Source organism: Desulfofundulus sp. TPOSR (genome assembly GCF_011393055.1).
Lineage (GTDB): Bacteria > Bacillota > Desulfotomaculia > Desulfotomaculales > Desulfovirgulaceae > Desulfofundulus > Desulfofundulus kuznetsovii.
Window position 1 is genome coordinate 835,123 of the sequence record NZ_JAAOEF010000001.1, and the last position, 25,424, is coordinate 860,546.

The 25,424-nt window shown below is 54.2% G+C and carries 27 protein-coding genes, 1 tRNA gene and 3 pseudogenes; 16 read left to right on the plus strand and 15 right to left on the minus strand.

Features of this window, described 5'->3' with window-relative positions:
• The first annotated feature begins 210 nt into the window (after positions 1–210).
• On the plus strand, positions 211–1,023 hold the full coding sequence (locus tag G7K71_RS04240) for a DUF169 domain-containing protein (protein ID WP_166343740.1): 813 nt from the start codon (positions 211–213) through the stop codon (positions 1,021–1,023).
• 25 nt (positions 1,024–1,048) lie between these two features.
• Entirely contained in the window at positions 1,049–1,699 is a 651-nt protein-coding gene (locus G7K71_RS04245) for a methyltransferase (protein WP_166343742.1), read from the plus strand.
• 177 nt (positions 1,700–1,876) lie between these two features.
• On the opposite strand, the gene G7K71_RS04250 is transcribed toward G7K71_RS04245, so the two are convergent.
• On the minus strand, positions 1,877–2,065 hold the full coding sequence (locus tag G7K71_RS04250; protein ID WP_166343744.1) for a hypothetical protein: 189 nt from the start codon (positions 2,063–2,065) through the stop codon (positions 1,877–1,879).
• A 305-nt stretch (positions 2,066–2,370) separates the two neighbouring features.
• A tRNA-Leu gene (locus tag G7K71_RS04255) sits at positions 2,371–2,453 on the minus strand.
• Positions 2,454–2,571: 118 nt separating this feature from the next.
• On the opposite strand from G7K71_RS04255, the gene G7K71_RS04260 reads away from it, so the two are divergent.
• From G7K71_RS04260 to G7K71_RS04290, 7 genes are all read left to right on the plus strand, one after another.
• Positions 2,572–3,648: a hypothetical protein gene (locus tag G7K71_RS04260; protein WP_166343746.1), complete on the plus strand. Its 1,077-nt coding sequence runs from the start codon at positions 2,572–2,574 to the stop codon at positions 3,646–3,648.
• Positions 3,649–3,740: 92 nt separating this feature from the next.
• Positions 3,741–4,082 (plus strand): hypothetical protein, encoded by a 342-nt coding sequence (locus G7K71_RS04265; protein ID WP_166343748.1) that lies wholly within the window; start codon positions 3,741–3,743, stop codon positions 4,080–4,082.
• Positions 4,083–4,219: 137 nt separating this feature from the next.
• The gene (locus G7K71_RS04270) at positions 4,220–6,514 is read left to right on the plus strand and encodes a dynamin family protein (RefSeq protein ID WP_166343750.1); all 2,295 of its coding nucleotides are present in this window, start codon (positions 4,220–4,222) and stop codon (positions 6,512–6,514) included.
• Complete coding sequence (locus G7K71_RS04275) at positions 6,481–6,675, plus strand: hypothetical protein (protein ID WP_166343752.1); 195 nt, start codon at positions 6,481–6,483, stop codon at positions 6,673–6,675. The genes G7K71_RS04270 and G7K71_RS04275 overlap by 34 nt, the downstream gene beginning before the upstream one ends.
• Positions 6,676–6,687: 12 nt before the next feature.
• Positions 6,688–6,954 carry a hypothetical protein gene (locus G7K71_RS04280; RefSeq protein WP_166343754.1) on the plus strand — a complete coding sequence of 89 codons (267 nt, stop codon included), beginning with the start codon at positions 6,688–6,690 and terminating at the stop codon, positions 6,952–6,954.
• A gap of 4 nt (positions 6,955–6,958) precedes the next feature.
• A complete protein-coding gene (locus G7K71_RS04285; RefSeq protein WP_013821618.1) occupies positions 6,959–7,258 on the plus strand; it encodes a hypothetical protein in 300 nt (99 codons plus the stop codon).
• 87 nt (positions 7,259–7,345) lie between these two features.
• On the plus strand, positions 7,346–8,113 hold the full coding sequence (locus tag G7K71_RS04290) for a hypothetical protein (RefSeq protein ID WP_207712629.1): 768 nt from the start codon (positions 7,346–7,348) through the stop codon (positions 8,111–8,113).
• A 23-nt stretch (positions 8,114–8,136) separates the two neighbouring features.
• Here G7K71_RS04290 and G7K71_RS04295 read toward each other — a convergent pair whose 3' ends face one another.
• Positions 8,137–8,394 (minus strand): hypothetical protein, encoded by a 258-nt coding sequence (locus tag G7K71_RS04295; protein WP_041282741.1) that lies wholly within the window; start codon positions 8,392–8,394, stop codon positions 8,137–8,139.
• Between the two features lie 170 nt (positions 8,395–8,564).
• Here G7K71_RS04295 and G7K71_RS04300 point away from each other — a divergent pair, with 170 nt between their 5' ends.
• Positions 8,565–9,539, plus strand: coding sequence for an inorganic phosphate transporter (locus G7K71_RS04300; protein ID WP_166343756.1), 975 nt, complete (start codon positions 8,565–8,567; stop codon positions 9,537–9,539).
• Between the two features lie 19 nt (positions 9,540–9,558).
• Here the strand turns inward: G7K71_RS04300 and G7K71_RS04305 are convergent, their stop codons facing one another.
• From G7K71_RS04305 to hisG, 4 genes are all read right to left on the minus strand, one after another.
• Positions 9,559–10,254 carry a rhomboid family intramembrane serine protease gene (locus G7K71_RS04305; protein ID WP_166343758.1) on the minus strand — a complete coding sequence of 232 codons (696 nt, stop codon included), beginning with the start codon at positions 10,252–10,254 and terminating at the stop codon, positions 9,559–9,561.
• Between the two features lie 176 nt (positions 10,255–10,430).
• Complete coding sequence (locus G7K71_RS04310) at positions 10,431–11,117, minus strand: acetate--CoA ligase family protein (protein ID WP_166343760.1); 687 nt, start codon at positions 11,115–11,117, stop codon at positions 10,431–10,433.
• On the minus strand, positions 11,114–12,508 hold the full coding sequence (locus tag G7K71_RS04315) for an acetate--CoA ligase family protein (protein WP_166343762.1): 1,395 nt from the start codon (positions 12,506–12,508) through the stop codon (positions 11,114–11,116). The genes G7K71_RS04310 and G7K71_RS04315 overlap by 4 nt, the downstream gene beginning before the upstream one ends.
• A 157-nt stretch (positions 12,509–12,665) precedes the next feature.
• Positions 12,666–13,535 carry an ATP phosphoribosyltransferase gene (gene hisG, locus G7K71_RS04320; protein ID WP_166343764.1) on the minus strand — a complete coding sequence of 290 codons (870 nt, stop codon included), beginning with the start codon at positions 13,533–13,535 and terminating at the stop codon, positions 12,666–12,668.
• 165 nt (positions 13,536–13,700) lie between these two features.
• Here hisG and G7K71_RS04325 point away from each other — a divergent pair, with 165 nt between their 5' ends.
• Complete coding sequence (locus G7K71_RS04325; RefSeq protein ID WP_013821610.1) at positions 13,701–14,465, plus strand: LCP family protein; 765 nt, start codon at positions 13,701–13,703, stop codon at positions 14,463–14,465.
• A 122-nt stretch (positions 14,466–14,587) separates the two neighbouring features.
• Complete coding sequence (locus G7K71_RS04330) at positions 14,588–15,793, plus strand: amidase domain-containing protein (protein ID WP_166343766.1); 1,206 nt, start codon at positions 14,588–14,590, stop codon at positions 15,791–15,793.
• Here the strand turns inward: G7K71_RS04330 and G7K71_RS04335 are convergent.
• On the minus strand, positions 15,790–16,317 hold the full coding sequence (locus G7K71_RS04335; RefSeq protein WP_166343768.1) for a BON domain-containing protein: 528 nt from the start codon (positions 16,315–16,317) through the stop codon (positions 15,790–15,792). The two genes, G7K71_RS04330 and G7K71_RS04335, sit on opposite strands and share 4 nt — an antisense overlap.
• Before the next feature lie 183 nt (positions 16,318–16,500).
• On the opposite strand from G7K71_RS04335, the gene ade reads away from it, so the two are divergent.
• The 3 genes from ade to G7K71_RS04350 all read left to right on the plus strand — a co-directional run bounded on the left by ade (position 16,501) and on the right by G7K71_RS04350 (position 19,593).
• Entirely contained in the window at positions 16,501–18,306 is a 1,806-nt protein-coding gene (ade, locus tag G7K71_RS04340; protein ID WP_166343770.1) for an adenine deaminase, read from the plus strand.
• 71 nt (positions 18,307–18,377) lie between these two features.
• Entirely contained in the window at positions 18,378–18,989 is a 612-nt protein-coding gene (locus G7K71_RS04345; protein WP_166343772.1) for a DUF1640 domain-containing protein, read from the plus strand.
• 151 nt (positions 18,990–19,140) lie between these two features.
• Entirely contained in the window at positions 19,141–19,593 is a 453-nt protein-coding gene (locus tag G7K71_RS04350; protein ID WP_166343774.1) for an MgtC/SapB family protein, read from the plus strand.
• Positions 19,594–19,640: 47 nt separating this feature from the next.
• On the opposite strand, the gene G7K71_RS19780 is transcribed toward G7K71_RS04350, so the two are convergent.
• From G7K71_RS19780 to tnpA, 7 genes and pseudogenes are all read right to left on the minus strand, one after another.
• Positions 19,641–19,769: a hypothetical protein gene (locus tag G7K71_RS19780; protein WP_279221002.1), complete on the minus strand. Its 129-nt coding sequence runs from the start codon at positions 19,767–19,769 to the stop codon at positions 19,641–19,643.
• A gap of 93 nt (positions 19,770–19,862) precedes the next feature.
• Entirely contained in the window at positions 19,863–20,591 is a 729-nt protein-coding gene (locus G7K71_RS04360) for a P-II family nitrogen regulator (protein ID WP_207666929.1), read from the minus strand.
• The gene (locus G7K71_RS04365; protein ID WP_121451951.1) at positions 20,578–21,327 is read right to left on the minus strand and encodes a DUF1538 domain-containing protein; all 750 of its coding nucleotides are present in this window, start codon (positions 21,325–21,327) and stop codon (positions 20,578–20,580) included. The genes G7K71_RS04360 and G7K71_RS04365 overlap by 14 nt, the downstream gene beginning before the upstream one ends.
• Positions 21,324–22,013, minus strand: coding sequence for a DUF1538 domain-containing protein (locus tag G7K71_RS04370; protein WP_166343776.1), 690 nt, complete (start codon positions 22,011–22,013; stop codon positions 21,324–21,326). The genes G7K71_RS04365 and G7K71_RS04370 overlap by 4 nt, the downstream gene beginning before the upstream one ends.
• Positions 22,014–22,407: 394 nt before the next feature.
• Positions 22,408–23,978 (minus strand): annotated as a pseudogene (gene tnpC / locus G7K71_RS04375) (IS66 family transposase).
• Positions 23,979–24,083: 105 nt separating this feature from the next.
• Positions 24,084–24,401: pseudogene (gene tnpB / locus G7K71_RS04380) on the minus strand (IS66 family insertion sequence element accessory protein TnpB); the annotation flags it as partial.
• Between the two features lie 22 nt (positions 24,402–24,423).
• Positions 24,424–24,750, minus strand: coding sequence for an IS66 family insertion sequence element accessory protein TnpA (gene tnpA / locus G7K71_RS04385; protein ID WP_166343779.1), 327 nt, complete (start codon positions 24,748–24,750; stop codon positions 24,424–24,426).
• Positions 24,751–25,027: 277 nt separating this feature from the next.
• Between tnpA and G7K71_RS04390 the strand changes: the two are divergent.
• A pseudogene (locus G7K71_RS04390) lies at positions 25,028–25,369 on the plus strand (adenine deaminase C-terminal domain-containing protein); the annotation flags it as partial.
• Positions 25,370–25,424 lie beyond the last annotated feature (55 nt).

The window sequence follows — 25,424 nt, forward strand, 5'->3', positions numbered from 1 at the left end:
CCGGATCGAGGAAAGCTTTTTATAAATTTCGCCGGGATACTACAATTTTTCTGCCAGGAGATTAATCGCCCGGGTGAACATTCCGTCACTGCTCGAGCCGGTTGAAAGCGATGCAGGAAATCTTTCGCGGGCATGGAATAGGATGAAGGGGGCAGGAATTTACCTGCCGGCGGAGAAGCTTTTTTAAACTTTATCTGGGGGGCGAGAATTATGCAGAGTAAAATTGCCGCGGCCATGAAGCTCAAGTATTCCCCGGTGGCGATCCTGTTAACTAACGAAAAACCGGAAGGTGCACTGCAGTTCAAGGAAGGGCGCTGGGGCTGCGTGGTAGCCATGTTCACCGCTGCCGCCAGAGGACGTACGGCGGTGTTTGACCGGAAAACCTTTGGTTGCCTTGGCGGCGGCGTCGGACTGGGATTCGGCAACCAGTACGTTAATTTTCCCGGCGGCATCGAATACTTTATCTCCACCGGCAACAAGGACTTTTGCCGCAGCGAGATAGGAAAAAACCTGGTGCGCAACCTGCCGGCCCTGGAAGAAGGGGAGCGCTACTTTAAATCACCGGAAATAGCAAAGAAGTTCGTGGACACCCTGCCCATAACTGATGTTCCCACCACCTACGTGGTATTCAAACCTCTGGCAGAAGTAACCCCCGGAGAAACTCCCGCCGTTATCGTTTTCCTGGCCAATCCCGACCAGCTATCGGCCTTAACTGTGCTGGCCAATTACGAGAGCGGCGGCAGGCTGAACGTCATCGCACCCTTTGGGGCCGGCTGCCATACCATCTTCCTCATCCCTTATGCCGAAGGCAAGTCGGAACACCCCCGGGCAGTAATCGGCTTGACGGACATATCCGCGCGCAAGCATGTGGACAAGGACCTGCTCTCCTTTGCCGTGCCTTACAAAATGTTCCTGCAGATGGAAAGCAATGTCGAGGGCAGCTTTTTGGAAAAAGAAAACTGGCTGCAGGTGCTGGAAAGAAATCAGCCAGGTTCTCAAAGTGATTTGAGAACGAACCCGTAAGATTCATACTAAAGAGGCCGAACACATGCATGGTTTAAACGTTTCTACCAGAGAAATCACTATTTTCCTGCCGGGGTTAACCCTGTCCCTTTTGGTGGCCAGAAATGTGGAAGATTTAATCACAGATCCCGCGGATGAGGATAACATTCCTTTATGGGCCGAAATCTGGCCCGCAGCCAGAGGCCTGGCCCGGTACATCTGGGAAAACATTACCTTTTCCGGCGACACCGTTTTAGAATTAGGTGCCGGGATCGGCTTGCCGGGTCTGGTCTGCGGACTCAAAGGAGCCAGGGTAACCTTTTCCGACTACAAGCCCGAAGCTTTGCAGCTTTGTATGGCCAACGCCGGACTTCACGGGGTAAAGGAAGCTGATTGCCTGCTGGCCGACTGGCGGGATTTTAAAATAGACCGGCAATTCGATTGGGTTATTGGCTCGGATATTCTCTACGACCCCAAATTTCATCCTTTCCTGACCGATATTTTCAACCGTTGCCTGAGGCCGGGCGGCCAGCTTCTCATCTCCCACCCGGGGCGTCCGGCCACATTTAACTTTTTGAAGGAACGGCTGCAGGAAAACTTCCACGTGGTCACCGAAAAACTAATTCCCGTAACCATCGAGGATCCCTATTTCCCCCACTACGACATATTCATACATCACTATGCAATGCGGGCATAGCAGTGTGAAAGCCCCTTTTTGCAAGCCGCCCTAAAGTTCAGGGGCTCCCCTTAATTGGGGAACCCCTGAACTTTCCTGAGAAAAGGAAGCCTGGCACAAGACAGCCTGCGAAAAGGGCTATGAATTAGAAGGCCTCTTGTTGAAGATACAAGGTATCTTCATGTTTATCATGTGATTTTAGCCATTTATGGGAAGGGAATGGCTTTCATCTGGTAAATTACGCGCGTAAGATTTTTTATGCCCCCGGATCAGGCGAAGCTTCGGCTTGGCCTGATCATTTTTAAGCATCTCGGCACGCATCAACTCGACCTGGCAGAATGGTTCTTCCAGGTATTTCGTCACCAGGTACTTCACCCATTCCCGCATTTCAACCACCCCTTTCGGATACCACCTCAGCGGGATTAATTTAATTTTACAAAGGTCCAGCATGGTGGAAAATACTTTTTCCGCCAATTGCCTGTTTAGCCTGGCGAGTTTTTCACAACCTTAGAAATCTACCAAATACTTAGGCGAACTGTTCACAAACCCCGGCCACTACGCTTAAAATGCGCACGGCCCGGGGCAATATTATGGAGAAAAGAAATCGTGGACTTAACTGTCCACGACACACCTGCAAAACAAAAGGCCCCTGTGCAGCGATCCTCACAGAAGCCCGCTTCCCGGCAAACTTGTGGTGTCGGAGGCGGGACTCGAACCCGCACGGTTTCCCACACGCCCCTCAAACGTGCGCGTCTGCCAGTTCCGCCACTCCGACATCGCACTTTTTATTATACGTCTTACAAATCCCTTCTGTCAAGGGTATAATATTTTTACAGACGGCTACCGCGGCGTTAAAGCCTACCCGGAATCTTACCGGAAAGGATCGAATGAGGATGCCCAATTCTATATGGCTTTATCGTTTGTACGACGTGGCAGAGGAGATCAAGCTGGACATAGTGGAACAAACGCTGGCCCATACCAAACCCACTTCCAGGCTGCGCCTTTCCCGGGCGCGGCTGAAATCCATACAAATCCCCAATCCTCCCGTAACCGTGGAACTGGGAGAAGAATGGATGAAGCTGGGCCAGCGGGATTTCCGCGTTCGTTTCACCGGCAAGATTTATGACCTGGGCGTGGTCAGCCTGATCATGCACATTTTGCTCCCTACGGCATTCAGTTATCAGGAGATCATGGATCTGGCCCTGTATTTATGCGAAAACGAGGAAATGGAAGGGATAACAGAAGGGATTTTCCAGAACAAGCTAGAAGAAGTAATAAAAGGCCTGGGTAGAGCCATGATTCACCCGGGACTAAAGGGAGCCGAGGAAGATTATATTTTGTTTTTCTTCCAGGAATGGAACCAGGAGTGGGATCCCGTACCCCTGTTACTGGCCGAACCGGAACCGGTGAGCCCCCAGGTGCGCAGGGAAACCTTGCAGCACTCCTTTTCCTATGGCCCGGATGATCTTACCATCATTACCTGGGCCTCAGCCCTGGTATACGACGCTGCCGGCAGCCATGACATCCCCGACTTGCTGGAGTTTGCCCTGACACAACTGCTGGAACTCCGCTACTACGACAACCTGCTCAGTGAAGAAATGGGCAAAATGTACGATGACATTGAAGAAGCCGAACGGGTTACCCAGTTGCGGCGCCTGGGGCACTACCGGCACATTATGAACCGTTTAATGGAACTGGTTGTCGACATAAATGAAATCCTGGAAAGGATTCAAAACTCCCTTAAAGTAACGGAAGACGTTTTCTATGCCCGGGTATACGGGGCCGCTTTATCCGTTTTCCGTACCAGGGCCTGGGTGGAAAGTATCCAGCGCAAACTCTCGGTTATAATGCAAAATTATACCATGCTCAGCAACCGGCTGGTAAACCAGCAGTCCGTTCTGCTGGAACTGGCCATCGTGCTGCTCTTTCTGCTGGAAATCTTTCTTACCCTCCCTTCCCTTATCCACTAGCTGCATATAGAACCCGCAATTTTTTTACCGAAAAGAAATTTACCTGAATTCCAGCTTAAAAACAAAAGAAATGTCCTAAAGGGGTGTTATTGATGAACGAGATGAGCCCGGACGTCCACAATTTGCTCGCTTTTTTACAAAACCTGCAAGAAAAAACGGTGCCGGAAATAAGCCAGGCCTGCGCGCAGAAAATCCGCCGCATGGAGCTAACCGGCGATCCCGACCGGGCTCTGGTGGAGCATTTAAAGTCAATGATCCTGCTCATCCGGCACCTGCGTCGCCCCCCCGTAGCCAGGGATGAAAAGGTGCGGCGCTTTTTAATCGAGTTCTTTACCAGGATACAACAGCATGACCGCCGGGCAAAACATGTCCTCGAGGTTTTGCATAAAATGGACTCCGGCAATTCACAAACCGGTAATTCCACTGCTGGTTAATTAATGTTAATTAATTATCCGCGCCTTCCCGAATGTCATATTTGTCCCCCAATGCTAATATATAGCAGATAGGCAGGTGGACGGTATTTCCCGGCCAGACGAAAACTGGCCGGACCTTTCGGGGAGCGTGTCTTAAAGTGACCAGGATTTTTTTTACGGAAACCCGGCGGCAAATGCCCCTCCTCTTAGACCGTATCCATGAATTACGGGAAAAGTACCTTTTACAACGCCCTGGACCTTCTCTCGCCATCGTTGGAGCGTACAACACGGGAAAATCCACTCTGATCAATGCTCTCCTGCAGGAAGAAATTTCACCAGTGGACGTCCTGCCGGCTACCCCCTGTCCCATCTTATTTTCCTACGGCGAAACCTTTTCCATACATGCAGACAGTAGACTTAAACCCAGCCAATCCCGGCAAGGGCTGGTCTCCCTGCTGCGGCAAAAAAACATCCGCGTAAGCCGGGTTGAAATCACCCTGCCCAACCCCTGGCTAAAAAAGTGCAGCTTAATTGATACCCCGGGGCTGGATGCCGCCAACCAGAACCAGTTGCTTGAAAAAATCGTTCCCGCGGCGGATTTTATCCTCTACCTGTTCCATCAGCGGGGCCTTGATGAACAGGATCGCTATTTCCTGTATCGTTTAAAGGGGAGCCCGTTCTTCCACAGCTTTAACCGGATTTCCTTCTGGATCAACAGCAACTGCGGTCACCCCGACGGCAGCGCCCTTGTGGCTACCCGGACTGCTTTAGGAGAAATTTTTGGCCGGGAGGTCCCGGTCAACTATCTGGACACCAAAAATAAGGAAAGCGTCGAAAACCTGCGGCTGTTTATAGAGACAGAGCTGGCCTCTTTGGCCTTAAAGGAACTTGAAAAGTTGTTCAAAGAAGAAGACAAGCATATTCCCCGCCAGCTGGCCAGGACGCTTTCCATCAAGGAAGACGGGCTGTTTCTAAGCACGTTCTGGGATATTTACGAGCGCGCCCGTACCGCACTGGAAACCGGGCAGCAATTCGTAATGTTGCAGCAAATGCGCTCCGGGATTCGGGAAAGACTGGCCGCGTATAACCGGAAAGTCCTCCCGGCCCCGGTATCCCCAGCCGCTGAACGGGAGGCGTGGCAAACCGTCAATTTTTCATTAATTAAGGAGCGCCTGCTCAATTTATTACGGCGTTTACTAAAGGATCCGGCTCTACAGTCGCTTGCCACGAGGGAACACCTGAGGGAGCTGGCCAAAAGCATAGCCAATGACCGCTTTTTTATCACCCTCTGGGGGCCCTTTTCCTCGGGGAAAAGCACTTTTCTTAATGCCCTGATGGAGGAGGCCCTGCTGCCGGCCCAGGATAAATCTACCACTTCCTCCATTATCCGGCTGCACCATGGGCCGGAAAAACTGGCGGTGGCCCACTACCCGCTGCAAGTCACCCTCTCCCTTCTGGACGAAAGGGACGGGGAAGTTTTCTTATGCCGGGAGGAACTGGCTGTCCTGAACGGCTGGCTTAAAAAACCCCCATTCCTGAAAACCCTCAGGGGAATTGAGGTGTGCACCGGCGGTAAATTTACGCGGGTAAACATAGCAGAGTTATCATCACTCCTGGCCCAAACCCAAAACCTTTTCCGCCCGCGGGCCTCCCCGGCGGGCATTAACAGCCACGTTCCGGCCATTACCCGTTCCATACCGGCAAAACGGGCCATCCGGGCGGTAACGGCAGTACGCCTCTCCTTTCATAATACCCGGGAGAAAACCTTCCGTCTGGCGGATCCTGGTGAACTGGCGGAATTTAGACATTTGATGGTCACCCCTGAAGAAGCCATGCTTGTAGATGGAATCGACATCTACCATCCGGCTGAAATGTTCAAACTGGCCACCTTTGTAGATACTCCGGGAACAGATTCGGTGCACACCCGCTACGCAAAAACCGTAGCAGGATGGCTGAATAAAAGTGACGTACACCTAATCTTTTTTAACGGCCGGCATATGCTTTCCCCCACCCACCGGGATCTCCTCCGGCACACGGCCTTCCCGGAAAAACTTCGGGAGAACTGTTTTTGCGTGATTAACTTTGCTGATACCTTAAACCGCAATGAAAAAGAGCGGGTGGCGGCGTTCCTGCGCCGGGAACTGGCCCCGTCAGCGCCCCCGGAAATCCATTTCATTTCCGCCCTGGATGCCCTCAAGGATAAAAACAACTTTGCTTTTAACCAGTTTCTGCACCGCCTGGAGCGGTTTGTCCTCACCCAACGGGGCGAGAAAGTACTTCTGCGCCGTATCGAGCAAATAAAGGAGTTGCTAACCACGGAGGGTTACGAATCATCTCCAACCGGGCGGGTGCTGGAAAAATATTGCCGGGAGCTGGAAGAGATCCGGCTGATACTCAAGCAACCGGGAGGTTATCGCTTATGGAAAACGCCCGCATCCTTGAGGAAAGGTTAAAGCGCATTATCCGGGAGGTAAGCAATCAAACCGGAAATGAAATTAAACAAGACTTGTTGGTGGATTTGGAAAAAGAGGTAACAACTATCGTCCGTCAGAACTCCCAGCAGGAAGTAACCCGCTTCCTAACCTTGCTCAAAGGGGCCATTCATCAAATTTAGGGAGGGATTTTCATGTCCGTCAGGCAAACGGCCCAGGATGAAGCAATTCAGGCGTTGATGAAGGAAATCCTGGTGACCCTGCGTGAAAAATTGCTGCAACCTTTCGTTCAGGAGATAAACCAGCTGGCCCGCGCCATAGGTGAACTGCAGGAACAGCAAACTGCTTTTTACCGGGAAACCCGGGAATTAATCAACCAGCTGGAAAACCGGGTGACGGAAACCCCCCTGGTTACACTCACTGCCCTGCGGGATGCCATTCAGCAGGCAAAGGAGGGTTAACGCCATGGCTACCGCACAGGGCAAGGAAAAAGAGGTGGTGGATTCCCTGGCTCAAACCATCCGCCAGCGGATCGTCACCCCCGCTGAAAGGCGGTTTAAGCAGCTGGACGGGCAGGTAACCAGTTTGAACGCCGCCCTGCACGATAGATACCAGGAGTGGCGCTCGGCCATGGAGGAACTGGAAAAACGCGTCACCCGCCTGGAACAGGAGCTTTCCCAGGCAGAAAAGCAAATCCGGGGACTCGCCTTTGCCCTCGCCCTGCTCCTGGCCGGAGCCAGTTTTTTGCTCCTCAGAGGGTGGTAGACGAAAATTTGCCTTTCCGGTAGGAAAACGAAATAGAGAGGTAGAAGAATATCCAGCAATCCAATCTGCCCGGCGGGGGTATTCAAGTTGTATCCTCAAACCCACGTTTACTTCGCCGAGAGAGTTTGCGGGAAACTTTCTGATGCCCTGGTTTTAGGCAGCATTTTCCCCGATATGATTGCCGCCCTGGCCCCCGGCCGCGAAGAAAGTCATGGACGGGGGAAAGAGCTGCTGGCCGCCCTGGGGGACGATCCCCAGCTGCGGGATTTTGCCCGGGGGGTACTGACCCACGGGGTTACCCCGGAGGGCCTGGATTACTACGGGGATGAAAAATACCTTCACTACGAACGGGGTTACTGCTTTGAAAAGGGCCGCTCTATAGTGGAGGAAACCATCCGGGCATGCAACCTGCCTCCGGCCATGGGCTGGTGGAAAAGCCATAACATCGTGGAGATGGGTATTGAACTCATCACCGGCGAGGGTAGCTTTTACGGCCGGGCCCTGGCCGCCGCCTTTAGCAATGCCGTCCTGATCGATAAAATCAGCCGGCAGGTGGCCCCGCTATACGGCGTGGAGCCCCGCCGGCTTTACCAGCGCATCCATAACTTTCCCTATTACATTGAAATAGCCCGGCTTACCCCCCGCACCCTGGCGGCCAAGTACGATGTGCAGATGTTTTACAAACACCGCATCCGCATCGACATCGAGCGGACGGCCCGGCTTATTGCCGCGGCCCGGCACATCGTGGAAGCAGACCTGGAGGAATTTTTCAAGTACGCAGAAGAACAGGTGCGGCAAAACATGCTCAAAGCAGGGGCTTGGGAACCTGTAGCAAAAAGTCCCGGCCATGCCTAACCGGGATTTTTTATTTGAAGAATTTACATTAACGCCGGCCCCAGGGCAACCGACTTTACCACCACTCCTTCGATTTGCTGCAAATCCCGCTCCAGCGTCTTGCGCTCGCTTTCATCGGCCTCCACGGTCAGGGTGATAATCCCCCGCCTGCGGCTGGGATCCGGAATCCCCGACCGGCTTAAAATCCTGGAACCGTGCCTGGTAAGCACCTGCTGCACCTCCGGCGCCCTGTCTGCCCGCCCATCCACTAAAATCCCCACCACACAAATATCCTTTTGCATTACCACCATCCCCTCTGACTTTCTTTCCCTGAACGTGAGGACCTATTCTAGTATTTACCCTGCTGGCAGTTTTTATTTCAGCAAGCAAGCAGAATGAGGTAATTACTCCAAAGCCTGGATAATATGCTTTTACTAAAAACTTTTTCTAAAAAAGCAAAGGGGCTAGTCCAGTGTGTGAAGTCCTTATACTGATTATTTGCCTGGCCCTGGCCTTTGACTTTATTAACGGTTTCCATGACACCGCCAACGCCGTGGCCACCTCCCTGGCCACCGGCGCCCTGACAAACCGCTTGGCCATCCTTCTGGCCACCGCCATGAACTTTCTGGGGGCGCTCACATTTACCGGGGTGGCTCTGACCATTGCCGAAGGCATTGTTGATACCGCCGTCCTTTTCAACAATCCCAAAACTATTTTGGCCGCCCTGCTGGCGGCCATTGTTTGGAACCTCTTTACCTGGTTTGGCGGGCTACCCAGCAGTTCTTCCCATGCCCTGGTAGGCGCCTTAACCGGCGCCACCCTGGCCGCAACAGGCCTGATGGGGGTTAACCTTACCGGACTGACCACTATTTTTCAAGCCCTGGTCCTGTCCCCACCTCTGGCCGTAACTGCCGGTTTCACAGTCATGTCCATCGTCTTTTCCCTGACCAGGGGCCGGGCCGGTCCCCGTCTAAGCCGCCGGTTCAAACACTGGCAACGCCTGGCCGCCGCCCTCCAGGCCTTTTCCCACGGCACCAACGACGCGCAAAAAACCATGGGGGTAATTACCCTGGCCCTGGTCCTGACCGGATACCAGGAGAGTTTTGTGGTCCCCCTGTGGGTCAAAGTCCTTTCGGCCCTGGCCCTGGCGCTGGGAACCTCCTGCGGCGGCTGGCGGATCATCCGTACGGTGGGCAGGGGCATCACTCATCTTGACCCGCCCGCAGGCTTTGCCGCGGATATGGGCTCGGCCCTGGTGATTTTCACGGCCACCCTTTTGGGATTACCCGTCAGCACCACCCATGTCATTTCTTCTTCCATCACTGGAGTTGGCCTCACCCGGGGAACAAAGGCCGTATCCTGGCCCACAGTGGCCAGAATTCTTTTAGCGTGGGTTTTCACCCTGCCGGCCACCACCGCCCTGGGGGCGCTGTTTTACTTCCTTTGATAATATAATACGTACACCGTTACCACCAGGGATACTTGTTACGTATCCGGCTCCGGGGGGTCAAAAGCTTTATTAAGATCATTCCGGCTACAAAACCTCCCACATGGGCCCACCAGGCCACGGGGTTTACCACCCCACCCAGGGAAGCCGCCCCGTTGAAGAGCTGGATGACAAACCACAGGGCCAGGAAAATCACCGCCGGCACCTCCATCAGGGTGAGGAAAAAGAACACCGGCACCAGGGCCAGGATCCTTGAATGGCGAAAGGTAACAAAGTACCCGCCCAGAACCCCGGCAATTGCCCCGCTGGCACCGATAACCGGTACGGGTGAAGTTGGGTTGGCCAGTATATGGGCCAGGCTTCCCACCATGCCGCAGAGCAAATAAAAGAGCAGAAAACGAAAGTGGCCCAGCCGGTCCTCCACGTTGTCCCCGAAGATCCAAAGGTACAGCATGTTACCCCCGAGGTGTACCCACCCGCCATGCAAGAACATAGCTGTAATAAAAGGCAGCAATAGGGGTTCCAGCGGCGCCCCGGTTTGGAGGGCATGGGTTACCTGGACGGGAATAACGCCCAGGTTATAGAAAAGCTCGCTTAGTTGTGCCTGGGAAAGGCCCAGTTCTTTAAAAAAGAAAACCCACAAGTTGGTCAAAATTAAGAGCCAGTTCACAAAGGGCCTGCGTCGCGGGCGGATGCTATCGCGTAAAGGAATCACTAAATCAACCCTCTTCTCCTGTTTTTTTGCCGGGAATTGAGCACACGCAAAGGGCATCAGGCTGTGGCCATTCCTCCAATATAGGATATACTTTTCCGGCCATTTCTGACAAGGATTTTATTGGCACCAGTAACCCACAAAAAATGCCGGGCCGCTTTCATAGCCCGGCAAAAATCCTACCCTGCCAGCACCATCCGTGCATCCAGGACCAGCGCGCCCCGGTCATAAACAACTACCGGGTTTAAATCCATCTCCTGGATTTGCGGATAGCTGGCCACCAGATCGGAAATCTTAACCAGTATATTGACGAGAGCCTCTTCGTCTGCGGGCGGTGTACCCCGGTACCCGGCCAGCAACCGGTACCCCCGCAATGACCGGATCATGTTCCTGGCCACACCGGGGCTTACGGGAACTAGACGAAAGCTGACATCCCCCAGAATTTCTGTAAACACCCCACCGAGCCCGCACATGAGCACGGGTCCGAACTGCCGGTCGGTAGTAACCCCGATAATCATTTCCCTCCCCGGGCTTGCCATGGGCTGCACCGTTACTGCAGCCGCGGGATCTGTTGCCCTCGCCCGGGCCATGATCTCCCGGTAGGCCAGGCGCACCTGCCGGCTATCCACCAGGTTCAGGGCCACCCCACCTGTATCCGACTTGTGGGTGATTAAAGGGGACCGCACCTTCAAAACCACGGGATAACCCAATTCCCCGGCCCGCTCCACCGCTTCCTCCTCATTATGAGCCAGGAGGCAGGGGGGTACGGGTATTCCCACCCCACCCAGGATTTCCTTCACCTCATCCTCACATAAATACCGGCGCCCGGCAGCCCGGGCCTCAGCTAAGAATTCTGCAACGTTCACCGGCTGATCCCTCCTCGTTGCAGGGCGTAATGTAAAAGGGCCGACACTCCCCAGGCCGCCTCCTCGGGGGTAATGTAGACGGGGATGTCCCGGGAGTGCAACACTTCCCTCTCTTCCCTTACTTGTTCCTGGGTCGAAATGTACAGGGCCACCACCGGCTTGCCGCTCCGCTTTTGTGCGGCCAGGAGTTCCGGAGTAGGACAGCGCCAGTTCAGGTGAAGGCAGTAGATGGCCACCAGGAGATCGATTCGAGGATCATCCAGCACCGCTTCCACCAGCCGGCCAATGGCAGCCGCCTGCATGCCCTGTCCCGCCGCATCCAGGGGGTTTTTGAGCACCACCGGGGGGTTTTGTCCCAGTACCTCTTTGATTCTGTCCATAGTACTCTCAGCAAAGGGAGGGAATACCCCGCCCCGCAGGTTTACTTCATCCAGCAGTACGATACTGGGACCCGCCGTATGGGTCACCACCCCCACCCCGTTTCCCCGGGGAATGGGAGCCATGGCCAGGGCTTTACAGGCAGCCACCATTTCCAAAGCATTCTCCACTACCAAGAGACCGAATTGTTGCAGTATCTGCCTGTACATTTGATAACTGCCGGCCATGCTGCCGGTATGGGTAACAGCGGCAAGGTTCACCGTATCCGAACGCCCTACCTTATAAAATACCACCGGCTTACGCCGGGCCACCTCCCCGGCCACCTGTACCAGGCGCCGGGCATCATCGGTGCCTTCCACAAAAACACCAATGACCGCCGTGCTGTCGTCCCGGGCCAGGTATTCCAGGTAATCGCTCAACTCCAGGGTGCTGCGGTTGCCCACCCCCACCCACTTGTTAACGCCCAGACCCTCATCCATGGCTTTGTGAAGTATGGTAAGCCCCACGCCACCACTCTGGCTGACAAATGAAACTTTGCCCGAGGGTAACCGCAGGGGGTAAAAAGTGGCGTTCAGATTGGCCCGGGTATTAATCAGCCCCAGGGTGTTCGGGCCAACCACTTCCATGTTATATTGCCGGGCTACGGCAATCAGGCGTTCCTCCAGGGCCTTCCCTGCCGGCCCCATTTCTCGAAAACCGCCTGCTACGCAGATGACTCCTTTCACTCCTTTTTTACCGCACTGCTCCACCACTTCCACGGTAGCAAACTGATTTACCCCAATTACCGCCACATCCACCGGTCCGGGCACTTCTTCCAGGGAACGGTATACCGGCAGGCCCTGCAAGCTCTCCAGGCGGGGATGTATTGGATAAATCTTGCCCTGAAACCCCGAGTAGATAAGACTTTGTAAAAGGTTGTAACCTACCCGGTCGCTCGACTCGGTGACCCCTATTACAGCCACACTGCGGGGGTAAAAAATACTGTCCAGCACCTCCAGTTTATTGCCGGGCAATCGCGATCCCTCCCCACAAGAATGATCCCCTTACGGTTAAATTCTAAAAACTTTCTGATAAACCTGCCGGCCAGCAAAATAAAAACCTCCCCGGCCCGGGGAAGTTTAGAACTGGCGAACTCCGGAAGTCAGCTCAGGGTAACGTGCATGCCCGCCTTCAGGGAATAACCTTGGTCAACGGGTACTCAATGATGTCATGGGCACCGTTCCTTTTTAAGGCCGGGATCAAATCCCGTACTTTTTTCTCATCCATAATTACCTCCACCGCACACCAGTCACTATTTACCAGCTGGGAAATGGTGGGGTGTTTCATGGCCGGCAACAATGCCAGTACATCATCCAGCTTCTCCCTGGGCACGTTCATCTTTAAGCCTACCTTGGCGTCGGCCCGGAGCGCCCCCTGCAGCAGCACGGCCAGGTTTTCCAGCTTCTCCCGTTTCCAGGGATCCTCCCAGGCCTTTTTGCTGGCATGGAGGCGGGGGGTTGATTCCAAAATGGTGGCAATCACCCTTAAATTGTTGGCTTTTAGCGAGCTGCCGGTTTCCGTAAGATCGGCTATAGCATCCACCAGATGAGGCACCTTCACCTCGGTGGCACCGTAGGAATACTCCACATAAGCCTCTACGCCGTGGCTGGCAAGAAACTTTTTGGTCACCCGGACCAGCTCGGTGGCAATGCGCTTGTTTTGCAAATCGGCCACCGTCCGGATATCGCTATCATTGGCCACGGCCAGCACCAGCCGGATGGGGTTGGTGGTTTGTTTCGAATAAACAAGCTCGGCCACCTCCACCACGTCGGCCTCATTTTCCATGATCCAGTCCAGGCCGCTGATGCCCGCATCCAGCACACCCTCATGTACATACCGGGGGATTTCCTGGGCACGCATCAGCACTATTTCCAGCTCCGGATCGTCAACGCTGGGAAAGTAAGAACGGCTCTTGACCGCTATACTAAAGCCGGCCCGCTTGAATAACTGAAAAGTGGCTTCCTGCAGGCTCCCCTTTGGCAAGCCCAAACGCAACTTCAAATAAAACACCCCCACGATCCTTCTTTGCTTTAACATGATAAAATACTACTTAGTAAAACTATCATCCAGTATAGATCAGTCCCCCTCCCATGTCAATAGGAAGTTGCATAAAAAGGAAAACCCGGTGCCAGAATAAATCCGGCACGGCAAAGGAGGTTACGGGTATTGAGTTCCCGGAAGTTGTTTTGGTACACCCTTCTTGCAGTGTTCACCCTATTTATTTTTTTAAACGCAGCGCCTAAAGCCTGTGCGGAACAACAGCAACCCGATAAATTAGAAAATAAACAAAATCTGACTACGGCTACGGAAAACGTTCTTATTTTTTGGACCGACGGCCCCAAATTGAAGGCCATCACCCTGATGGCCATCACCCCGCGCAAGAAACCGGTGGGCATTGTCTCCATCCCCATAAACACCCGCATCCACGAGATCAGGGGCGTGGAAACGCTGGAGGAACTCTACCACAAAACGGGACGGGAAGGGACGACGGCATACCTGGAAAAACGCTTCGGCATACCCATCAACCATTACGTGGATATCAGCCAGGCCACCCTGACCCGCACCAGCGAGGCGCTGGGACCGGTGGAGATGGCGGGCAAACAAACTTCACTGCTGGAGGTATTTGAGGGAACTTATACCAGCCAGCGCATGGACCTGCAAACAGAAATCCGGGCCCTGGCGGCAAGGTTGATTGAGCCGGCCGTACTGATTAAACTGCCGCGCCTTTTGTGGATTTTTACCAGCGGGGTGGAAACAAACCTGGGCATGGGCCATATCCTGACCCTTTACCAGGCCTTGCAGGGGAACGGCCCGGAAATCCTGCGCAAGCAGGCCCTCCCCGGGCGGGATTATTTTGTCGGCCCCGCCAAATACCGCGAGGTAGCCCCGGATGCCTGGAACCGGGTGTTGCGGGAAGTCACCTGCACTTAAAACGTGACCGCTCGGACGAGCGGCTTTTTCATTCAGACAGAGTTACCATTATTAAACGCGCAAACACTTTATAACCGCAGGAAAATATATTAACGGCAGAAAAGCTAAAAGGGAGGAGCATTATGTTGTTGCAAAAAATTATTCTATCACTAATAATTGTCAGTATGGCCGGCATTCTTGGGGCTTCAAATTGCACAGCTACCGAGTCGCCCGTCTCAAAAAAGGAACTGGAAACCACTGTTAAGGAAATATTTGACACCCGTGCCCGGGCCATTATCACCGGAGCCGATCCCGCCCCGGCCCTGGCCTGCTACGACACCGGGGCCAAGCTGGGCCGCTGGGCCCTTGCCCATGAGGAACACAAGTTGAATTTTGTACAGCAGTGGGCTAAAAAGCGAGGGGTGCGGTTTATTGAAGCGAAACCATCAATACACATCACCTGGTTCCGTGTTCGTGGAGATACCGCCGAATTTATTGTTCACCAGACCCTTCAGCTGGGGTACGTTTACCCCAACGATCCTGCCGTTAACCGCTTTGGAATCGGCACCCGGCATTGGATGGAGCTGGTAAAAAGGGGCGGAAAGTGGCTTATCCGGAAGGACTTTTATAACGACGGGCTGGGTGACGACACCCTGGTACCTAAACCCACTCCTGCTGATGGCCCTGCTTACATAGGAACGGTTGTAAAATCCGATTCCATTCAAAACTACACAAAGGGGGTTTTCGACCGGGAGGGGGCGGCCCGGTACGCGGATAAATACGCCGGCCTGGCCTGGGGGGCCGGCAACAACCACAAATACAACCCCCGTTACCGCGACCTCAACGGCAACGGCGGGGACTGCACCAATTTTGTGTCCCAGTGCCTGGGGGACCAGGAAGGGGGCAGGCTCCCCATGGACGGCACCTGGTACTACCGCTACGACCGCAATGGCGGTTCGGGCAGCCGGGCCTGGGTGCAAACCGAGGCCTTTGCCAGCTGGCTTTTGTACAGCGGCCATGCCCAGCGTATAGCCCGGGGCACCTTCCCGGAATTGAACCAACCCGGCGCTAAATTTCCCCGGGGAGCCGTACGGGAACTGCAAAAAGGGGATGTGATTGGCTACGAGGAAAAGGGGCGCATCGAGCATTTTGCCATTGTGGTTGGGACGGACTCCCGGGATTACCCGGTGGTGGACGCCCATACCGTAGACCGCTACCACTGTCCCTGGGATATGGGGTGGGATAAGAAGACAGTTTTTCATCTCTTCCGGATCAACGACGGCTCTCAACAGATATCCAGGGCCCGGGAAGAAAAACGGGGGGTAAGCTGCCGGACTTATCCCCCTTAAAATATACGGGCCTCCCCCTCGTCCTCCCAGTCGTTGTTCACCTGGTGGTGGAAGATGGCCTCCAGGCTTTCATCATCGTAACCACCCGGGGGGCGCAGTTTAAGCTGGCTAATCACTTCCTTTACCCCCCGGGCCCTGGCGGCCGCAGCTTTGGCTACTTCAATCTCTTCCTGGCTGTCCACCCGCCCCTGGAGGAAAACCACTCCCTTAACGCTTTTTACCCCCACATGATGGCGGTTGACACCCGCCGCCTCCAGCTCTTCACCTACTTCAAAGGCCACATCATCGTCGGTGATGGCCCCGTCGGTACTTATGGCCACACCGTTTTCCACCGCCCGGATGCCTTCGATGGCCGAAACAATCCGGCGCACCTGTTCCCTCTCGGCCAGGGTATCCACGATACCGGTAATGCGGGCCTTGCCGTCCACCACATCGGCCTTCAATCCGTATTCCCTGGTACGCACGTCGCTGTCCAGGACGGCCTGCACCTTTTGTGTTAAAATCTCGTCCCGTTCTGCCGGCAAGACAACCCCTCCTTACTTCATAAAAATAAAGTGCATGCAGAGCTCTCCCATACCACCAGACCCTTTAAAGGGAAAACCGCCCTAACTAAAAATTAAGTGCAGTTTTCCCCCTTACTTGCAGGTATTATTCCCTTTCACACAATAAATATAGTGGAAAAACCATTCATCTTGCGGGGTGAAAAAATGGCATATCAACCCAACCGGCGTCCCCTGTGGGAAGTTACCGCCGATCTGGCCCTGGCCGCCCAGGGGAAAATACCGGCCGATGTGGTAATCAAAAACGGCCGGGTGGTCAACGTACATACCGCCGAAGTCCAGCCCGGCCTGGATGTGGCTATCAAACTCGGCCGGGTGGTGCTGGTGGGCCGGGCCGACCATACCATCGACAAGGATACCCTGGTGATCGATGCCGGGGGCTGTTACCTTGTACCTGGCTTTTTGGACGGACATATTCACGTGGAAAGCAGCATGGTTACCGTCACCCAGTTTGCCCGGGCGGTAATCCCCTGCGGCACCACCACCATTTTCATGGATCCCCATGAAATCGCCAATGTCCTGGGTATGGAGGGCATCCGCCTGATGATGGAAGAAGGGGAAAGGCTGCCTTTAAAGGTTTTTACCACCATGCCCTCCTGCGTCCCCGCCGCCCCCGGCTTTGAGGATGCCGGGGCAAGCATCGGGCCGGCGGAAGTTCGTGAAGCCATGACCTGGCCGGGGATCATCGGCCTGGGCGAAATGATGAACTTCCCCGGCGTGCTGGCGGGAGATCCCCTGGTACACGGGGAAATACAGGCCACCCTGAAAGCAAACAAGGTGGTCACGGGGCATTACTCCATTCCGGAAACGGAAGTGGGCCTGCCGGGCTACATTGCCGCAGGCATCGCCTCCTGCCACGAATCCACGCGCATGGAAGACGCCCTGGCCCGCATGCGCCTGGGTATGTACGCCAAGATGCGGGAGGGTTCGGCCTGGCAGGATGTCAAGGCTACGATAAAGAGCATCACCGAAACCCGGGTAGACTCCCGCTACGCCATCCTGGTTTCCGACGACACCCACCCGGAAACCCTGCTTACCCTGGGCCACCTGAACCACGTGGTGCGCCGGGCCATCCAGGAAGGGGTCGACCCGGTGCGGGCCATCCAGATGGCCACCATCAATCCCGCCCAGTGCTTCGGGGTAACCCGGGATCTGGGCAGCATTGCCCCCGGGCGCTGTGCCGATATTTTGTTTATCCCCGATCTTGCGGACATGAAGGTGGAAGGGGTCATGGTGGACGGCATGATGGTGGCCGAAAAAGGGCGGATGTTATTTGACCTGGCGCCCTTCGATTACCCTGAAAAGGCCCGTAACTCGGTGCACCTGCGCAGGTCCCTTGCCGCCGGTGATTTCACCATTGCCGCCCATCACGGCAAAAAAGCCCTGGTGCGGGTAATGGAAGTAATCGAAGCCAGGGTGGGCACCCTGCACCGGCAGGTGGAAGTACCCGTGGAAAACGGGGAAATCAAGTCTTCCGTGGAACTGGATGTGGCCAAGGTGGCCTGCATTGAACGGCACGGCGGGCCGGGAAACATGGGCCTGGGCCTGGTCAGGGGCTTTCATCTTAAAGGAGGCGCGGTGGCCTCCACCGTGGCCCACGACAGCCATAACCTGCTGGTGGTGGGGATGGACGACGCCGACATGGCCCTGGCCGCCAACACCCTGGCCGAATGCGGTGGCGGCATGGCGGCCGTGCTGAACGGCCGGGTGCTGGCCCTCCTGCCCCTGCCCATAGCCGGGTTGATGTCCGACCGGCCGGTGGAAGAGGTACGGGAAATGGTGGCCGCCCTGGAAGGGGCCTGGAGGGAGCTGGGCTGCCCCCTGGTCTCCCCCTTCATGACCATGGCCTTGCTCTCCCTGCCGGTCATACCGGAGCTGCGGGTGACCAACCGCGGCCTGGTGGACACGGTGAACTTCCGTTTTGTGGACCTGGTGATTGGGGAAACGGTGTGATACTGCCCTACTTTTTCCTTGCCTGAAACGCCCTTACCTGCTATGCTGGAAGTGAAAGGCAGGTGGCAGCCGTGGAAGAGGTCAAAAGGGAAATAGCAGCCACTTCCGATGAACAGGAATACCGCCAGGCCGGACAAATGTTCTTTCTGGGAAGCTGGGTTCAGGGTGAGATACGGGACCTGCGGGCCGAAATGCGGGAATTGCGCAAGGAATTATCCTCAACAGAAGATGGGTTAAGGCAGGAAATCAAAGCCGTTGAAGAAAGCCTGAGGAAGGAAATCAAAGCCGTTGAAGAAGGCCTGAGAAAAGAAATTAAAGCCGTCGAAGAAGACCTCAGAAAAGAAATCAAAGCTGTTGAAGAAGGCCTGAGAAAAGAAATCAAAGCCGTCGAAGAAGGCCTCAGAAAAGAAATTAAAGCCGTTGAAGAAGGTCTGAGAAAAGAAATTAAAGCCGTCGAAGAAGGCCTGAGAAAAGAAATCAAAACCGTTGAAGAAGGCCTCAGAAAAGAAATCAAAACCGTTGAAGAAGGCCTTAGAAAAGAAATGATAACTTTTGAATCAAGTTTAAGGCAGGAGATAAACTCGCTAAGGCACGAAATAAAAGGGTTTTTCTGGGCTACCGTCGGCATTGCGCTGGCCGCTCTGGCTGTTAGCATCAGTGTAGCCATCAAAATCTGGCAGTGATCGGCCTTGTTCTAATGAAGCCTCCGGGGAAAATTCCGGAGGCTTCATTGTTTTTTCAACCCGGCCCCGGATTAAAGAAGGCATCCACGCATAACCGGCGGGCAGGGCCGATCATAATACAGTTAAACACTTATCTAAAGGGTGAATCCCGGTGCTCAGTCTGCAAGAAATGATTGCCAGGCTGCTGCTGGCCTTTTTAGTGGGATTTTTCATCGGCCTGGAGAGGGAAATACGCCACAAGCCCGCTGGAGTGCGCACCCATACCCTGGTCTGCCTGGGGTCCGCCCTGTTCACTTTAATCAGCAGCTACGGGTTCATGTCCCTGTTGGGAACAACCCCCTACCAGCCGGGGGACCCGACACGCATTGCCGCCCAAATTGTCACCGGTGTAGGATTTATCGGCGGCGGCATTATCTTCAAGGACCAGGACCACATCCGCGGCCTGACCACCGCCGCCAGCATCTGGCTTACCGCTGGCCTGGGCACGGGCATCGGCGCCGGCCTGTACGTCCCCAGCCTGGTGGCGGCAGTGCTGGGGTACCTTACCCTGAAATTGAACCGCCTTCTCCGGAGATGGGGCCTGGACGACCCGGGCGAAGAGTAAAAAAAAAGCCCGCCGTAAAACCGGGCGGGGAAAATGCCTGCGGTATTTTATATTGTCCCGACCCATTCAAAGTCCCGCCTTATCCCCGGCTGGCCCGGCTGCCACTGGGCCGGCACACCTTCACCCGTGGCGGCAGCATACTGAATGGCCTGGAGAACGCGGATGATCTCGTCCACGTTCCTGCCCACCTCCCGGGGGTACACGCAGTAGTATTCTACGCGGCCCTGAGGGTTGATAATAAAAGTAGCCCGGTGGTTATACATAACATACTAACGCGGGTTACTTTCAGAAAGCATCTTTCTTACCATCCTGTTGAGCTGGCGATTAATACCAGCCACCCTCTCAACCTCCAGCACAAAGACAATGCCCTTTCCGGGCTTATTCAGGTCTGTTTCATTGACAATGGCTTCCAAAACCTTGCCGCTCTTTGGACGTTCAATCAAAGTTAAAATGATTTCCTTCTCAGGCTCAATAGGAATACCGAACAATTTGGCGTTCTCGTGAATTCCCGTGCCGCGGCCGAAAAGTATGGTTCCCCCTTCCGCACCGACTTTTCTTGAAGCATCAACCACTTTTTCCGAATCACCCTTGTTAACGATGGTCACAATTAAATCGTATAAAACCTCTTCGCCATCCTTTATCATTTCCATTCCTCCCGGATTCTGCTCAGGTGGTACAGCGGGGGTACCCAGGTGACAGATACCGGCCACCCGGCTCACGTCGAGAACAAAAGCTATCCCGCGGCCGGGTTTATCCAACCTGGCAGCAGAAATTACGGCCTGCAGCACAACGTCCAGCTTGCTTTCATCCACCAGTATAAGAATAATTTCCTTTTCCGGCTCTAGTTCGATCCCCAGAATCTCCGAAACTTGATGGCCCCCCGTACCTTCGCCCAAAAGAGTGGTCCCGCCTTCAGCCCCGGCCTTCTTTGCCGCCTTTACCGTCTTTCTGGCCACGCCATAGTTCACAACGGCTATCAACAGCTTATACTTCCGCATGATAGCGTTCATCCTGCTTCTCCTTTCTGCTAAAGAGCAGACCTAAAGATAAAACTGCCAGAATGGGAGAAAGCGCTACCATAGCAATCATCCCGAACCCTTCGGTTAAGGGATCACGGCCCTCTAAAGCCGAGGCAAAGCCCAGAACCATGGTTAATATAAAAGTCACGGTCATCGGCCCGGTGGCCACTCCCCCCGAATCAAAAGCTATGGCCACAAAGGAAGGGGATGAAAAACGCGCCAGTATGAAAGCAAGCAGGTAGCCCGGAATTACCAGGTACCACAGGGGAATTCCCAGCCAGACTTTCCACAGCGACAGGGCAATGGAGGCGGCCACCCCCAGCGATACCGTATAAAGCATTACCTGCTGGGGAATATAACCCCCCGATGCCTTCTCCACCTCATAATTTAACACACGGACGGCAGGTTCGGCAAACGTAGCTACAAAACCCATTAAAAAACCAGCCGGTATGATTAACCAGCCGAACTCCAGGCTACCCATGGTTTTCCCGATTATTTCTCCCACGGGCAGGAAACCCACGTAAACGCCCTGCAGGAAAAAGGACAACCCCAGGAAGGTCAGCACAAAACCCTTTAAAACTCTGATAAATCTCCTTCTGCTGAACTTCAGCAACCAGACCTGCAGGATTAAAAATAACAGCAGGAGAGGAGCCAGCGCAACGGCCACCTCCAGCAGAACGTGGCCAAAACCGTCAAATACTTTAAGTTCATTCAACCATAAATCACTCCCAGCAGCAGCACGGATAAGATGGGCCCAACAGAGCCCAGAGCCACGTAGCCGAATCCATCGGCGGAAGTGCTTCTACCCCCCAGAACAGATGCAACCCCCACACCCAGGGCAAGAATAAACGGCACCGTCATCGGGCCTGTGGTAACGCCGCCGGCATCCAGAGAAACGGCCCTGAATTCGGCGGGGGCGAGCACGGCCAGGATGAAGACCAGGGCGTAACTGGCAAGCAAAAGATGATGCAGGGGAACACCCAGAACCACCCGCAATATGGCCAGTCCCACAAATATGGCCACGCCCAGAGCGACAAAGATAATTAAAAGATCTTTGGAGATGGCTCCCCCGGATACTGCATCCACCTGGGTGGCCAGAACCCTGACATCCGGCTCGGCCACAGTCACCACAAAACTGAAAAGAAAACCGAAGAGGACCAGAATCCAGACCCTACCAATTCTGGAGAGCGCCGAACCGGTGGCTTCACCAATTTGCAGCATTCCCAGATGAATGCCCACCAGGAAGAATATCAAGCCAATGGTGACCATGACCACCCCGATCAAAAACTGCGCCATAACCAGAGAAGGTAACCGGAGCACTGCCTGCAGGATGAGCACAAATACAGTAACCGGTAAAACAGCCAGAACAACTTCCAGCACAGTGCCCTTAATATCTTTCATGACCTCATCCTTTCTTTTATGTTTTTACCCTGAACATTCACGCTGCAAGCTCAACCAGGGAACCCATAAAAAAGGGAACCCATAAAAAAATTTAATACGTTACCAATGAAAATTATATCATTTGTATCTTTAATTTATCAATCCAGTGGTCAAAAAAGGAATAACTAGCAACCACATGGCGGGTATGCACTCCGGGTACTGTGTAAGCTGCTGAAAGACGGGAAAATAAAAAGGGGAGGTAAACTCCCCTCCAGCGTACAGATAAAGTGTTTCCGGGATGTGCCCCGGTTTTACTCGCGGCGGCTCCAATTATACAAAACGTCTTTTCCGCATCAGGCAAACCCGTAAGCGTAAAATACCCCCCCCTTGCATTCAAGGTGGGGGCTAAAACATGCTAATTATTCATCCGGCATACAGGAGGCAAAGTTTCCGACCACGGCAGGAGTTGATCCAGGGCATCTTTGTCCTGGAGGTCCAGGTTGGGGAGTTTTTCGAAGAGGTGAATGAGGTACTGGAAGGGATTTAACCCGTTTTCTTTGGCTGTTTCTATGATGCTGTAGATAATGGCGCTGGCTTTGGCACCCCGCGGGGTGTTGGCAAACAACCAGTTCTTGCGGCCGATGACGAAGGGCTTGATGGAACGTTCACTCCGGTTGTTATCGAGTTCCAAACGCCCGTCTTGCAAAAAAGCGGTCAGTTTATCCCACTGGCCCAGGCAATAGTAAACCGCCTGCCCAAAGGAACTTTTGGGCAGTACCTGCGTTTTCTGTTTTTTTAGCCACGCCAAAAAGGCGTCCAGCACAGGCCGGCTGCGCACCTGGCGAATTTGATAGCGTTCTTCCGGTGTTGCCTCTTTCAACTCGCGCTCAATGGCAAAGAGCCGGTTGCAGAACTCCAGCCCCACCTGGGCGGCTACTGCTTTATTGCGTTTATCTTCCGGCAGGGCATTTAAGGCTTCATCAAACTTGCGACGGGCGTGGGCCCAGCAGCCGACCAGGGTAACATCCGAAAGCTCATTGTAGCCAGCATAGCCGTCAACGTGTAAATACCCCTTAAAACCTGCCAGGAAGCGGCGGGGATGTTTGCCGGCCCGGGTGGTCTGGTATTCGCAAAGGATGATTGATGGTCCGTCCCGCCCGGTACGGTAAAGCCAGAGATATGATTTGGTAGCAGCTTCCCTCCCGGGTTCCTGGAGCACCTGTAAGGTCGTCTCGTCGGCATGGAGGATATCTCTTTTAAGCAGGTGTTCATGGAGGCGGTCATAAATATGGGTTAGCCAGGTGTTGGCTCCATGGAGCACCCAGTTGGCCATTGTCTGCCGGGAAAGGTCTATCCCCAAACCCTTAAACTGCTGCTCCTGGCGGTAGAGGGGCAGGCCTGCCCCGTATTTCTGGGTCATGATGTAGGCCAGGAGGGAGGGAGATACCGGGCTGCCGGGAAGTATGGGTGCCGGAATAGGTGCCGTGATAACGGGAGTACTTATCTCTTCCCGCTCGCAGCGGCGGCAGGAATAGACGTAGCGCACATGTTTAACCACTTTCACCTGGGCCGGGATTACTTTTAGTTCCTGCCGTATTTCAGTGCTCATCTCATGCAAAGGACCACCGCAGCACGGGCAGACCCGTTCTTCTTCCGGCAGGCGGTGCTCTACACTTCTACCGGCAGGTTTTCCAGGTTCATCTCCCGGCGACTGCGCCCTTTGCAGCGCTGGTAGGTGATGGTTTCCAAATCAGGTTCTACTGCCTCAGGCCGGGCTTCCACTTCCGCTTCGTTAAAAAGCGAGAGCTGCTCTTCTTCTAAAGACCTGGTCCGTTCGCTGGAAACACCGAATTGCCACTTCTTGCTTAAACGAAACTGCTCCATAAACCAATTCAGTTTAGCGGTCAGCTCGGCATTCTGTTGTTCCAGCCATCTACACTGCTCTTCCAGCTGTAGACAGCGGCTTTGCAGCTCTTCTATATTCATGGCAGCGATAGATTGCGAAGTAGTGTTCATGAATAAAAGATTCGACGAAACCCGTCGAATCCCTCTAGAATCAACCACAAAGTGAAAATATTTCTTTCTGGTGCTTTATATTACAGTGCGTGCTTTTACCTCGGGATGAGCTTTAGGCTGTTCTATCGATAGGCCGTCGAGCAGCCAGCGCAGTTCCCGGCGGCTAATGGCAATAGTTGAAGAAGTGCTTCTTTCCGGCCAGGGGAATTTACCTTTCTCCAGCCGGCGGTAATAGAGCCAAAACCCATTGTGGTCCCAGTGGAGAATTTTAATTTTGTCCCGCTGCCGGTTACAGAAGACGAAAAGGCAGGAAGAGAAGGGGTCCAGCTCAAACCCTTCCTTGACCAGCACGGCCAGCCCGTCGATGGATTTGCGCAAATCGGTGGCGCCGCAGGCGAGATAATACTAAATTCATTTAGCATAACGCTACCAGCACCTTAACTACCTGAGAAAGCAAGGCTGGATCAAAGCCGGGTTTTACCTCGATGTTGGCCGGTCCTATTTTGACCAGTAAAGTATGGTCCTCTTCTATAAATGACTGGTTGCTTATTTCCACCGGCAGCCACCGGTTTGATTTTCCTGGGGTAACTCCGTTCCGGTCTTTAAACTTTCGCAGCCAGTACCATAACTGCCTGGGGCTGACGCCTTCATGGGCGGCGCACCATTCTCTGACGCTTTGCCCACTCATCCTGTATTCGGCTATTCGGGTTTCCCATAGCGCTTCCCGTTCGGCTTTGGTCATAAGAAAAAATCCTCCTCATCGAGCTTATTTTCTGAGCTTATTTTCTGAGTAACGGTGCCCCACCCGCCCCCATTATGCTGAACGAAGGAATGTAAGGGCATTGACCCCGGGAGACATGATAGGGTAAGCAGGGGGCGAATAGGTGGGTTAGACCACCCAAGATAAATTTTAAAAATGGCAGATTGAGTGAGCTTTTTAAAGTATCAATGAAAAATATTGAGATAGGAAGATTATCCCTTAAACTTGGGTATTATGCCAAGGTGGGTTGTGTTTGACGCTTACGGTGGTGGGGATGGACGACGCCGACATGGCCCTGGCCGCCAACACCCTGGCCGAATGCGGTGGCGGCATGGCGGCCGTGCTGAACGGCCGGGTGCTGGCCCTCCTGCCCCTGCCCATAGCCGGGTTGATGTCCGACCGGCCGGTGGAAGAGGTACGGGAAATGGTGGCCGCCCTGGAAGGGGCCTGGAGGGAGCTGGGCTGCCCCCTGGTCTCCCCCTTCATGACCATGGCCCTCTTATCCCTTCCGGTAATACCTGAACTGCGGGTGACCAACCGCGGCCTGGTGGACACGGTGAACTTCCGTTTTGTGGACCTGGTGATTGGGGAAACGGTGTGATACTGCCCTACTTTTTCCTTGCCTGAAACGCCCTTACCTGCTATGCTGGAAGTGA